Origin of the sequence: Neobacillus sp. B4I6 (assembly GCF_050434045.1) — a bacterium.
GTDB lineage: Bacteria > Bacillota > Bacilli > Bacillales > Cytobacillaceae > Neobacillus.
In genome coordinates, this window is the sequence record NZ_JBNPWB010000002.1 from 1,439,046 (window position 1) to 1,452,020 (window position 12,975).

Here is a 12,975-nt window from a genome sequence, read left to right on the forward strand (position 1 = left end):
CCAATCCCTTGGTAAATTCAACCATAGTATTTGATGTTTACAATAGGAGTAAGTTATAATTGGTACAATGTATACCTAGAAAGAAGGAGAAACCGTGGGGAATAATTGGGCAGAGGAAGATCTATTGTCTTTACGCGAAAGGGTCTTTATTCACATTAAAGATCTCATTTTAGAAGGTGAATTTAAAACGGGTGATCGTTTGGTGGAACGGGAACTGGCAGAGCGATTGAATATCAGCCGAACACCTATCCGTGAAGCGTTGTTTAGATTAGAATCGCAGGGGTTTGTAAAAACCGTTCCAAGAAAAGGTGTTATAGTTGCAGATATTTCAGATAAGGAAATTATTGAAGTATTTACGATTCTTTCCTCACTTGAGGTTTTGGCAGCAAAATTAGCTGCTCAAAAATTAGACGATGAAACCAAAAGTAAGTTTGTCGAGTACTGTAAAAAAGTAGAAGTCTGCTTAAAGGATAAGAATGATAATGATTTCTCTAATTTACATGGTGAATTGAATCATCTATTATACAGTTCAGCAAAAAATTCGAAACTATATGAAATACTAAGTGGGTTGTCAGATTATATTCGGGCATTTGCCAAGACAGGTTATAAAAATCCAGGCCGACCGGTGCAGTCGATGGAAGAACATTTACGAATTATGGAAGCCATTATCAATCAAGAAATAGAAATGGCTGAGTATTTGACGAAGATTCATATTGAAAATTCTCGAAAAGCATATATTGAGGCTGTTAATCAAGGGAAAAAGAATAAATAAATAAAAAAACTCCATCCACTGGTGGAGTTAGATTGTCGAGAAAGGGTATTTTTCTCGGCAATTTTTTATTCTCAGCATTTAATTATTCATTGTACCTGCTAATGGGCCTGTTGATTTCCGCTCTAGGCACTTCGCTTTCCGCGGGCGGTCCGGGGAGCCTCCTCGGCGCTAGCGCCTGCGGGGTCTCCCCAGCCCCGTCCCCCCGCAGGAGTCTGCGTGCCTTCCGCGGAAATCAACAGACATGTTGCAAAGCCTATATATTAATAATATTATAATAAATTAACGCGGTGAATGGTTAAAGTTATTGTAGAAAATAAGAGGCTGTCGAAAGTTTCTCGACAGCCTAACTCCATCCACTGGTGGAGTTTTTCTATTTCTGTCTGCATGTTATTAAAGTCCGATTACGACTGAGGTGGTTAGATTCTGTAATACTTTTGCGACACTCATCGCCACAATAGGACTAGATTTAGGATTTTGCTTAAAAGGCTTGTTTTGAATCGTTAGTTCCATTTGACCAAAAAAGCCCTTCGCAATGATTGTGTGGGTATTCATTTGAATTGTTGGGTCCACATAAACTTGAACCTTCGTTTCTTCGAATCCAATCCCGGCAAGACTGAGTGCCGCGGAAACATTTACGTTTTCAGGGAATAATTTTGCAGCGTTTCTGGCATTACCATCAAAAACACAAAAAGGTTCAGTAATTGTTTCCAAATCTACTTTCTCCTCCGCAATCGTCCCATACCAACTTTTTGTTGGCTTCCTTGTAATTAAGGTTATTTCATCGATTTCACCCAATACCCCAGCAGCGATCCGATCCAAACCTGCGATGGCAGCAGATGGAATAATTATTCGTTGATTGTATTTAGTTGCGGCCGCCTGTAATGACTCATAAAAGTCTATGTTAGCTAAAGCACCGACTGAAAGGATGACTAAATTACTTCCTGAGGAAAGGGCTTTTTCACCGTATAGTTGGAGGGCATGATGACCGGCTGCTTCAATAATGATATCTAAATCTTGGTTAAAAAAAACATCTTCATTAGTAGTTACTGTACATTGACTAGGTGGATTGCCTAAAGGACCTAGTGGGGTTCTAACCAAAAGGGCTTGAAGGGCAACATCGCCCGCATGTCCTGACTCAATTAACTCGCTAATACTCTTTCCAAGCGTTCCATATCCTATGATACCAGCTCTAAACATATTCATTCTCCTCGGATTAAAATTTTTATACTATGAACTATAAAGTTACCAATCTATGTATTAAAAATGTTTTGTATACCATATACCATCAATTTTCTACATTTTAGACGATTCGATCCACAAAAGCAATAGTAATCATATAAATTTATATAAACTTCTAAATTTTCAAAATTGTTTGCAAAGATAAGAGAATAATGGTATATTATTTTCAACCTTATAGTAAACAAGGTGTACATAGTGAAAAGAAAGGGGTTGATCATAATCATTCCTAAAGAATCAAACTACATAAAACGCAACTTAGAGTGTTTACATTAGTTTTTCTTTGTTTGTAGATTGAATGATTTAGGAACTAGAAAATGTTCTGATGTAAAAGAGCTTTCAACTTAGTGTTTTGGTTGTCATGTAATTCCGTAAAAAATTTATAAATATTTGGTATACAATCTACAATATTCAAAATATTATCTCTTCGATTTATTCTTTTAATGGAATAGCAATTGTTTATCTTTATAGGAATAAGAAAAGCAAATCAGAAGTAGAGGATGTACACCATGATAACCATCCATTTATAACTAATATTCCTCTCCTACGGTCCTTTTCCAATAATTAAGGAAATCTTTCGCTACAATCGTTTTAAAAATTTTTTAAAACAACGGAGGGGAAATATGGAATTAACAGCAGCTCATTGGGTTTATCTAGTAGTCACTGTAGCCGTTATTATTATTATGCTTTTTAGAAAAGGTGTTGTCTTACCTCTTATTGTTGGAACCTTTTTAGTAGCGGCCGTGTATAAAGGGAGCGTGATCGGCGGTTTTCAAGCCGTCTTTAATGCAAACCTGGTTGCCGCTAAGGAACTTTTTAGTATTTTCCTAATCATTTCCATCATGATCGGTCTCCTTAATTCCTTGAAGGATCTAGGGTCAGATAAAAGGATGGTCGTGCCGATCCAAAAAATAATGGTAAACGGACATGTTTCATATTTAGTGTTAATGGTCACTACGTTTGTGATTTCACTCTTTTTCTGGCCAACCCCAGCTGTTCCGTTAATTTGTGCTTTGTTAGTGCCTGCTGCAGTAAGTGCAGGATTGCCAGTCATGACTTCAGCAATGGTTATTGTTATTGCAGGACAAGGTATGGCACTTTCATCAGACTATATTATGCAAGTAGCCCCAATGCTAAGTGCGAAAGCCGCAGGAATTGATAAATCCTTAGTATCAGATAAGGCCTTCATTCTTTCTCTCATTACTGGAATAACTTCTCTAGCGATTGTATATGCCACACATCGAAAAGCGATTACAAAAAGATCTGTTAATGAGATTAATAAAGAGGAAAAGGCATTCTTCCAAGTTACCGAAGAACTTGCTGCTACAGTAGAAGAAACTGCTGAAGTTATTAAGGTAAAAGAAAAATGGGGAAAAATCTTTGCGATTATTGTGCCTTTAGCAATGCTTGCTGTTATGATTTTTATGTTCCAGACAAAAATTGGCGGTGGAGCTGGATTTGAGGGAGGCGACGGCGCAGCTTTTATTGGAGGAGTGGCAACCATTCTCTTAGTATTGGCGACGATTGCTTTTAACCGAATTCATGCACTCGATAAAATTAGTGAACATATTACCGAAGGTTTTGTATTCGCATTTAGGGCGATGGCACCCGTTATTCCGATTGCAGGCTACTTCTTTATGGGAAGCGGAGACTTTTCAGGGTCTATCCTTTCTTTAGGTGAAGATGCAGCAAAACCAGGCTTTCTATTTGATTTGATCCAAGCAGGTCAAAATTATATTCCACATAGCCCATTTATAGCAGCATTTAGTATCTTAATCGTTGGAATCATTACAGGGTTAGATGGTTCTGGGTTTGCAGGGCTTCCGTTAACAGGTGCTTTGTCTGGAGCGATTGGACCTGGAAGTAATATCGATCCTTCCGTTCTGGCAGCTATTGGGCAGATGGGTGCAGTTTGGAGCGGCGGAGGTACGCTGATTGCATGGTCATCTCTTGTTGCAGTTGCCGGGTTCCTACAAATATCACCGTTAGAACTGGCTAGAAAGAACTTCTTCCCAGTTATAACCGGACTTACCATTGCTACAATACTGGCCGTTATCATTTGGTAAATTAACAGTTTTAATGTATTTAAGTATACCAGATACAGAAATTAGGGGTCGCTAATAAATAAAGAAGCTATTCCAAAAGTCAGCACAAAACTGATTTTTGGGATAGCTTTATTATTTTAATTTGAATGATGACAATTTGTTATCTTGTGAAGACAAAATACATAGGATGAAAAGATGAGAGGGGATAAAGGATGAAACAACAAAGGATTGGTTTAGTAGGGATAGGAAAATTAGGAACAGCGTTGATGACTCATTGGGATAAAAAATCAATCCCAATAGGTGTTTACCACCCAGTTGAAACAAAAGCCAGAAATTATCTCCACTTATTTCAAAATGGCTATCACTTAACAGAAAGTGAAATAGGTAATGTAGATATCTTAGTTCTCGCACTTCCTGCTACGGAGATTATTCCGTTTATCTCAAGCTTAAAGCTCCAGAGCAATGCTCAGCATACACCATCTATCATTAATATGGCCACGAACCTTGCTACCAATGAGCTAACGACCAAGTTTCCAAGCTTAGAGGTCCATGGTATAAAGTATATGGGGCATTCGAGAGATTTATTGGAACACGCAAATGGTTTATTTATTACTGAATCGGTATTAACCCCAAAGATTAAAGAGCTTTTTGAGGAGATTGGAAGGGTAAAGATTGATCGTGAAAGTTGTTTAACAGAGGTAAATAAATTAGCCACGTATTTTGCCTTAAAAACGGCCATTAATATCGAGACTGAGTTTGAGGATAGAGGATTATCCCCAGAATATCTTAAAAGAGCGCTAACATCGCTAGCACCTGAAGTGATACGTTCCTATAGTGAGGGGAGTCTTGGTCACTTTGCTAAGGAAATAGTCAAAGAAATTAAAGCAGAGAAATCTAGTGATGGTCCTACAAGCCATTAAATTGCTAAAGGTGTCAATCAAATGATTGACACCTTTAGTTATGAGCGGCTGCGTTAGGAAAAAAACACTTGTAAAATAAATAGATACAACATGACACAGCCAATATAAATGCTTGCGAATGGCAGGTTCCAGTTAGACACTTTATAGGAGCTTTCCTTAACGATGTTTGACATAAGACCTAATGTCGCATTATAAGGGCCCACTAGAAAAGCAGAAACAGCTCCTGCTAACATCGCCACAGTCAAGATATGCGGTGATATCCCAATCACCTCTGGGTTCAAACCCTCTGTCATTAGGGCTAATGAAACTGCGGGATGCAGTCCTAGAAAAGCAAAAGCTAGCGGTATTAAAGGCAGTAATATCAAAAAGATTTCCACACCTGAAAAATTAATAAATTTATTTACCCATGCATCCAGCCATACATTAGTATGGGAAACATTAATGGTTGAGATAAAAAAACCTGCTGATAAATAAATGAAGAATTGATCCTTCATACTTACAGAGAAGGTTTGAAAATGCTGGACCAACTGGGCTCCGAACTCATTCCCCTGTTTTAAGAATAGAGACCAAGAAAAGGAAAATGGAATGACAAGTAGGGATACTAAAATTAAAAACGGATAAGGAAACTTTGTTTCTACTAAAGAAATGACCACGTTAAAAATGATGATTGCCAGGAGAATTTGAAAGACTCTACCCGAACGATTCATCTGATCCGATGATTCTATCGTAGCAGCGGTTTCGTGGACGGATAGGTCCTTTTTGTTTTGGATCATGAAATTTGCCTTACGTGAGCCGATATACCAATCCACCCCCATACCAACGATGCTTAAGGGAATGACATACGGGAGTATCGAGACCCAGCTAACTCCTGTCATTGTGATAACTATCCCGACAATTGGTGTAACAGGTGCCCATAGTAAAGGCATGGCAAACCCGCGCGTAATCGCTCGGCTCATGAACCGTTCCTTATTCTCTACGGGAATGACATCTAATGCAGGCCTAATCGAGTAGTATGTCATTGGTAATGTGGCCAGATTCATAAAAATACTAAAAAAATAAGATATGCCAGACGTAATCATGTACAGTTGACCTGAGGTTTTTACTCTTTTTTGAATAATATTTTGTATGCCCCCGCTATAACCGCCTAGTTTTATCGGTATCCCTAAAACCGGAATCAGTGTAAACATGGTAAGCAAGTCCAGCATAGGGCCGAAAGAAAGAATATATTGATGCCAGGAAGCCCCGCTTGTCCATAATAAGACCACTCCAAGCAGCAAAAATGTACCTCCTAAAACTTGAACAAATCGCTTGGCTTGAAATAAGGTAATAATCACAATCGCAAGACATAGACAGGAGATTAGTACACCAAGATTTAGCACAGGCACCAGCACAGAGAATAGATACAATAAAATTACGATAAAAAACATATACCTCAACATATCAACCACCCTATCTTTTGTGTATTGTATACCATATATTATTATTTAGGCTAAATTTGTCACGTATTTGCCATTAATTATGAATAAACATGGTATTTGGTATACAAAAATCTTGTTTTATTGTTAATTCCATTATACAATTACATTATCAAATAACTCAATTAATAGGGGGATTTTAAATGTTCAACTTTCTATTTGGATCCAAAAGGGCTGCAGAAAAAGCTGAGAAAAAACTAGCTTCACTAAGAAAAACTCTTAAGTTCTAACGTTACTATTCCACCGCCGCCTAAAAGCCGGCGGTTTTTTGTTCTTTAAAAACAATATCAAGACAAAAAAACGGAGAGCCAAGCTACCTCTCCGGATTTTATATATAGAAAAGCTATTTTTTTTGCACAATATATATTCTAAACGGCTACCTCAGCAGATTTTACCAGTTTGGAGTTGACAGAATCCTCGCTGTTCCCGGACGCCTTGACAATCTCATTTAATTCCTCGCGAGCAGCTTCAATGGTATCAAACTTTTCAAAAAACTTTACAGCTATCTGATTAACATATTCTTTTCCTTCAAAATTTTCAAATAATCGAATTTTAATCGTTTCATCAAGGACTTCAGCAATCGTATATTTTGCTTTTAAATTGTCAAAGAAATAGAAATGGTAGGTTTCAATCGGTTTTAACCCATCGTTTTCGAGAATTGTTTGGAAGGTATCTTTATTAGTTAAGACAATATATTTCCCCATGTAGAACACTCCTTTGAGTTTTTTATAACCTTAAATTTTAAGTCAGATAAGTATTTAATTTCTGTTACTCTAAGTATAGTAACTTCCTACGTTAATTTTTTTCTTTACTCACCTCCAAGGAATATTGTATACCAAACTACTTATGTGTATTTTATATCAGGATGTTAAAATGTTCAAGTTTATATTCTAAATATTTAAATAATTACCAAAGTTGTAGATAGACTACTGATTTACATGAAAAAAATTCGTACTAACTAAAAATTCTAGTTTGCTTATCTAACAAAAAGATTGTATACTTCAGAAAAGTATCAAAATTTTTAGAATAAACAGAAAGGGGTAACAATATGCCAAAAGTGATTCTTCATGTTGATGGAACAACAATTGAACAAGAAGTGAAAGACAATGCCAATTTAGTAGTATTAGCAGGGACCCGTCAATTACCAAAATTAAAGTATGGCTGCGGAATGGGGCGATGTACAAAATGCACTTGTATCGTCGTAAACGGAGCTGAGTCTTTATCTCCACCGAATTGGAAAGAAGAAAAAATGCTTGGGGATAAGGTCAATGAGGGCTACCGCTTAACATGTCAATTAACCATTAAAGAAGATATTGAAATTTCTCAAGAAAATATCTCGATCCAAGCCCCGAAGAAACAATCTGCTATCCAATCTTGATAGGGAATTTATTTTATATTTATTTATGGTATACAAAATACAATCAACTTAAGTAGGTGAGTTAAAATGGATTGTTATGATTTAACCAGCATGACATGGAAAGAAGTAGAAGAATCGCTTAAGACTGTTGAATTTGCGATCATTCCAATTGGTGCTCACGAACAACATGGTCCCCATATGGTAGAAAGTTGCGATGCTGTCTTAGCTGAAAAGATGGCCAAGAAGTTAGGCCAACGAATGTTTCCTTTTGCATTGGTCACACCAACCATTAATATGGGTGTTTCCCAACACCATTTAAATTTTCCGGGAACGATCTCCTTGCAGCCCACGACATTAATTGCGGTTTTAAAGGATGTTATCTCATCATTGAAGCATCACGGCATTAAAAAGTTTTTGTTTTTAAATTCTCACGGAGGTAACCAGTCGACGCTTAATGTTGCCTCAATGATGTTAACCAAAGAAATGGATGTTGAAATTTACTATGCTAAGACGACTGCATCTGCTAAAAAGGCGATAAAGGAAAATATCTCTTCACCATTATATGGACATAGCTGTGAACGAGAAGTTTCCGAAGCACTATATTTAGCGCCCGAGCTTGTCCGTCTTGAAGACCTTGAAAAAGGTGATATCCAAGAAGAGGGAAGATGGAAGCAGCTTCGACCTGGAAAAGCGATTCAAGGATTTTATTATTATGAAGAAATGACGAATAACGGCTGTATCGGGGATGCCACAAAAGCAAGCTGGGAATTGGGCCAGCAGATCGTGGAGGAATCCTTAGCTAATCTTGCAAAAGAACTCTTCAAAATACTAGATCTGAAAGTGGATGTCCGTCCATAAATTTAGTAGTAGAGAGGGAAGATTATTAATCTTTAAAAAATTCTAAAAATTATATTTACAAATAAACAATATATTGGTAGTATAAACGTAAGGTATACCAAAACGATATTTTCACCGAATAAAAGAGTGCTGGAATAGGGAAGAATCCACAATCTTTTTATTTTTAATCTAATTTGGTATACAAAATATCAAATGCCAAGTTAAACTTGGGTACCTACATAAAATTAGAGGAGGAGTTTCAGTTGACAGAATTATTATCTAAAGATGAATTTCGCAAACAATTAGAAGAAGCAATTAAAGGTAACCATAGCCAGAAGGCTCCATTTACAGTTGCTTGGGCTGAGGGCAAACTTGGAAGAAAGCACTTTTCTAGATGGGCTGAAAATCACTACCATTATGTAGGACCATTCGCAGATTACTTAGCGTATATTTATCACAACACTCCATCAGACCCAAAATTTGCCGCTGCAAAAGATTTCACTTTACAGAACATGTATGAAGAAGAAATTGCAGCTGACCGTCACACTGATTTATTGATTCGTTTTGCGGAAGCATGTGGTACGACTGCAGAAAGAATTATCGATCCAAACAATATGGCTCCAACCACTTTAGGGCTTCAAAGCTGGTGTTTCGCAGTTGCAGCACGCGAGAATTTCGTCGTAGCAACAGCAGCTCTAGTTGTAGGCTTGGAATCACAAGTACCAGATATTTACCGTAAGCAAACACCTGCTTTACGTGAACAATATGGGTTTACAGATGAAGAAATTGAATTTTTTGATTTACACATCGTATCTGATGAAATCCATGGTGAGCGCGGTTATAAAATTGTTCTTGACCACGCCGATACTCCTGAGTTGCAACAACGTTGCTTAGAAGTCGTTCGTACAGGTGCAAAAATGCGTCGTATGTACATGGATGGGCTTTGGAGAGAATATTGTGAGCAGGATTTAGGAGCACTAGTAGAAACAAAGTAATAAGAAAACTTTACCGGCCGTCCTATTAATCTTGTAATTTAAAGGTTTAAGTGACGGCCATTTTTTTATAAAAGACATGGAAACAAATAAATGAAAAAAGGTGATAGTTGTGATAACTACAAAAGTAGAGACATTCAATAACTATATAAATGGAGAATGGCAGGAATCCGTGAGCCGGAAAACATTTTTTAGTGTGAACCCTGCAAATACCGAAGATCTTGTTGGGGAATTCCAGGCATCAAACGAACAGGATGTTAAAATTGCGATTGAAGCGGCTAAGAATGCTTTTCCTAGTTGGTCCCAAACGGCACCTTCCAAGCGTGCTGCCATCCTAAATCAAGCCGCCAGCATACTAGAACAAAATGTAACTGCTTTAGCTGAAGAGTTAACTAGAGAAGAAGGAAAGCATGTTGATGATGCCAAGAATGAGGTGTTACGTTCTGCGCAAACGCTCCGCTATTATGCAGTAGAAGGACAAAGCTTTACGGGGGAAACCTTTCCAAATGATGATCCGAATATGAAAGTTTCAACGGAAAGAGAACCGCTCGGAGTAGTAAGTGTCATCACTCCATGGAACTTTCCGCTTTCTATACCAGCCCGAAAAATCGCTCCAGCTCTAATCACGGGGAATACGGTTGTTTTTAAACCGTCCTCAGATACTCCACTGATCGCTTTCCGTCTAGTCGAAGCACTAGATAAAGCAGGAATTCCTAAAGGCGTGATTAACTTTGTTACGGGAAAAGCATCAGACGTCGGTGATTTATTGGTAACCCATCCTGCTGTTAGAGCCGTCACTTTCACAGGTTCAACCGCAGCAGGGGAAGACATTCATAAAAAAGCAGGATTTACAACCCGGACGCAAATGGAACTGGGCGGGAAGAATCCTTTAATTGTTATGGATGACGCCGATCTCAATCAAGCCGCCACTTTGACCGTAAACGGGGCCTTTTCTTTAACAGGGCAAGCTTGTACGGGAACGAGTCGTGTCATCGTCATGAAAAACGTAAAAGAAGAATTTGTTCAGAAACTTGTTGAAAAAACGAGGGCACTAAAAATAGGTAATGGGTTTGAAGCAGGCATGAAAATTGGTCCGCTTGCCAATGAAAAACAATTGAAGAATGTCTTGAAATACATCCAATTCGGAAAAGAAGATGGTGCTGAATTAGTATATGGCGGTGAGCCATTAGTGACTGGAGAATTCGAAAAGGGATACTATGTCCAGCCTGCTATTTTTACCAATGTAAACGCTAATTCTCGGATTGCGAAAGAAGAAATCTTTGGCCCAGTTGTGGCTGTGATTGAAGTAGATACATATGAAGAAGCCATCGCCGTTGCGAATGACGTCGAGTATGGTTTATCCGCTTCGATTGTTACCAATAATCTCAAAATCGCCAACCAATTTACAAAGGATATCCAAGCGGGAACAGTCAAGGTTAACCGCACAACGACAGGAAACTTAATGAATGCACCATTTGGAGGCCTAAAAAAATCAAGTACATCTACATTCCGTGAATCCGGAAGAGTGGGCTTAGAGTTCTTTACGCAATTAAAAACTGTATATATGGGCTATTAAAATAATACATTAGGTAAAGGAGAACAGCCATGAAATCTGTGTTGAAATTAGAACTAGAAGAAGCAAAGTTAATGATCGAGGCAGCTAAGAAAAAATCAGAAGAGATCAATGTTCTAGAAACCATCGCTATTGTAGATGATGGCGGCAACCTGCTAGCGCTTGAACGTATGAATGGAGCGCGAATCACGGGACCTGAAATCTCGATTGCTAAAGCGTATACGGCTGCTGGCCATAAACGCTCTACCCATTTATTTAACAAGGAGCCGAATGGACCTGCACTTCCTGGAAATGAAGCCTTTGGAATTCAACAGATGCTTCCAGGGAAATTCGCTATTTTTGTTGGTGGATTCCCAATTGTTGTCAATGGTGAAGTGGTAGGTGGAATTGGTGTAAGTGGCGGGAACGGCGAGCAAGACACGGCTGTGGGTACTGCCGCCCTGCAAGCATTGCAAAGTTATCTTGAAAGTGATGGGCTGGAAGTAATTACGGAAGCAGACATAAAAAAATAATAATAACAGGACCTCATTCAAAGCATTTGTTTTAGCAGAATGGGGTCTATCTTAATCTTCGGTTCTATTAAAATATGCGACAGAATGTTATATTGGTATAAAAAGGGGGAGAGTCAACTGAAAGCATATGTTGAGTTAGCTATTGGATTTGCCCGCACCGGTGTGACCGGTTATGGGGGCGGACCCTCGACGATACCGCTGATTGAATTTGAAGCTGTTAAAAAATACAAATGGATGAACGAACAGGAATTTGTCGAAATCCTGGCATTAGCTAATACATTGCCAGGACCGATTGCCACCAAAATGGCGGCGTATATTGGTTATAAAGTGAAGGGGTATTTAGGTGCGACCGTGGCTATTCTTACTCACATTTTACCATCAATTATTGCCATGATCGCTTTATTGGGTGTGCTTTATAGGTTTAAAGAATCACCAATTGTCAGTGGGATGGTTCAAGGGGTTACACCTGTGATCGGATTTATGCTCTTGGAGATGGCTTATCGTTTTTTCCAAAATGGCCGGAAAGGGTTAGGTTTTCCGATTATGCTCTCACTATCGGTCGTTTCTTTAATATTTGTCCAGTTTCTTGATTGGCATCCCGGCATCTTGATTGCGGTGTTTCTCATCACTGCCTATTTCATTGCGGATCGAAAAGAAAAAGCGGCAAAAGCTTCCGCTAAGTTGCTTCTTCAGAGAAAGGAAAAAAGTTCATGATCTATTTGCATATCTTTTGGGCGTTTTTTATTTCTAATTTATTGGGATACGGCGGCGGCCCTGCAACCATTCCATTAATACAAAATGAAGTGGTCAACAATTACCATTGGATGAGTTTATCCGAGTTTGGGGATGTATTGGCTATTGGGAATGCCTTGCCAGGACCGATTGCCACCAAAATGGGCGGTTATATTGGTTATGAAGTGGGGGGGATTCTTGGTGCAGTAATTGCTCTAATCGCGACGATCCTTCCTTCTGCTCTCGCCGTTATTTTACTTTTTAAGTTTGTAAATCTATTTAAAGGTTCTCCAAAAGTAGCACTTATGACAAAGTCAGTACAACCGATTATTGCGATTTTACTTGCTGTGATGGCCTATCAATTCTTTTTAACAGCTTATGAGAATAGTGGTGTTTTTCATTTAGTCTTTTTGGCTGTGGTTAGTTATTTTGCTTTGGTTAGAGTAAAAATACATCCATCCCTGCTAATTGTTTGCTGCTTGATCTATGGTGGAGTGTTTCTTTCGTAAAAATGAATGTTAGAA

13 protein-coding genes are annotated in these 12,975 nt (G+C 38.4%); 10 read left to right on the plus strand and 3 right to left on the minus strand.

The annotated features are described in order from the left end of the window. Positions 1-94 precede the first annotated feature (94 nt). The gene (locus QF028_RS09225; protein ID WP_215006853.1) at positions 95-772 is read left to right on the plus strand and encodes a GntR family transcriptional regulator; all 678 of its coding nucleotides are present in this window, start codon (positions 95-97) and stop codon (positions 770-772) included. Between the two features lie 390 nt (positions 773-1,162). Here QF028_RS09225 and QF028_RS09230 read toward each other — a convergent pair whose 3' ends face one another. Beyond that, a complete protein-coding gene (locus QF028_RS09230) occupies positions 1,163-1,969 on the minus strand; it encodes an aspartate dehydrogenase (protein WP_429464956.1) in 807 nt (268 codons plus the stop codon). A 662-nt stretch (positions 1,970-2,631) separates the two neighbouring features. Here QF028_RS09230 and QF028_RS09235 point away from each other — a divergent pair. Further along, positions 2,632-4,074 carry a hypothetical protein gene (locus tag QF028_RS09235; RefSeq protein ID WP_429464957.1) on the plus strand — a complete coding sequence of 481 codons (1,443 nt, stop codon included), beginning with the start codon at positions 2,632-2,634 and terminating at the stop codon, positions 4,072-4,074. Positions 4,075-4,265: 191 nt separating this feature from the next. After that, positions 4,266-4,973: an NAD(P)-binding domain-containing protein gene (locus QF028_RS09240; protein ID WP_429464958.1), complete on the plus strand. Its 708-nt coding sequence runs from the start codon at positions 4,266-4,268 to the stop codon at positions 4,971-4,973. A 53-nt stretch (positions 4,974-5,026) separates the two neighbouring features. Here the strand turns inward: QF028_RS09240 and QF028_RS09245 are convergent, their stop codons facing one another. Next, the gene (locus tag QF028_RS09245; RefSeq protein ID WP_429464959.1) at positions 5,027-6,412 is read right to left on the minus strand and encodes a hypothetical protein; all 1,386 of its coding nucleotides are present in this window, start codon (positions 6,410-6,412) and stop codon (positions 5,027-5,029) included. Between the two features lie 404 nt (positions 6,413-6,816). After that, positions 6,817-7,152, minus strand: a complete 336-nt coding sequence (locus QF028_RS09250) for a hypothetical protein (protein ID WP_215017368.1) — start codon at positions 7,150-7,152, stop codon at positions 6,817-6,819. Between the two features lie 344 nt (positions 7,153-7,496). On the opposite strand from QF028_RS09250, the gene QF028_RS09255 reads away from it, so the two are divergent. From QF028_RS09255 to QF028_RS09285, 7 genes are all read left to right on the plus strand, one after another. Then, the gene (locus QF028_RS09255; RefSeq protein ID WP_166258927.1) at positions 7,497-7,826 is read left to right on the plus strand and encodes a 2Fe-2S iron-sulfur cluster-binding protein; all 330 of its coding nucleotides are present in this window, start codon (positions 7,497-7,499) and stop codon (positions 7,824-7,826) included. A 66-nt stretch (positions 7,827-7,892) separates the two neighbouring features. Continuing rightward, the gene (locus tag QF028_RS09260; protein WP_429464960.1) at positions 7,893-8,663 is read left to right on the plus strand and encodes a creatininase family protein; all 771 of its coding nucleotides are present in this window, start codon (positions 7,893-7,895) and stop codon (positions 8,661-8,663) included. Positions 8,664-8,905: 242 nt separating this feature from the next. Continuing rightward, entirely contained in the window at positions 8,906-9,637 is a 732-nt protein-coding gene (locus tag QF028_RS09265) for a TenA family transcriptional regulator (RefSeq protein ID WP_088087939.1), read from the plus strand. Positions 9,638-9,746: 109 nt separating this feature from the next. Further along, entirely contained in the window at positions 9,747-11,210 is a 1,464-nt protein-coding gene (locus QF028_RS09270; RefSeq protein ID WP_429464961.1) for an aldehyde dehydrogenase family protein, read from the plus strand. Between the two features lie 29 nt (positions 11,211-11,239). Further along, positions 11,240-11,719, plus strand: coding sequence for a GlcG/HbpS family heme-binding protein (locus QF028_RS09275; protein WP_215003049.1), 480 nt, complete (start codon positions 11,240-11,242; stop codon positions 11,717-11,719). Positions 11,720-11,803: 84 nt separating this feature from the next. After that, a complete protein-coding gene (locus tag QF028_RS09280; protein ID WP_429464962.1) occupies positions 11,804-12,433 on the plus strand; it encodes a chromate transporter in 630 nt (209 codons plus the stop codon). After that, a complete protein-coding gene (locus QF028_RS09285) occupies positions 12,430-12,960 on the plus strand; it encodes a chromate transporter (RefSeq protein WP_429464963.1) in 531 nt (176 codons plus the stop codon). The genes QF028_RS09280 and QF028_RS09285 overlap by 4 nt, the downstream gene beginning before the upstream one ends. The last annotated feature ends 15 nt before the right edge of the window (positions 12,961-12,975 follow it).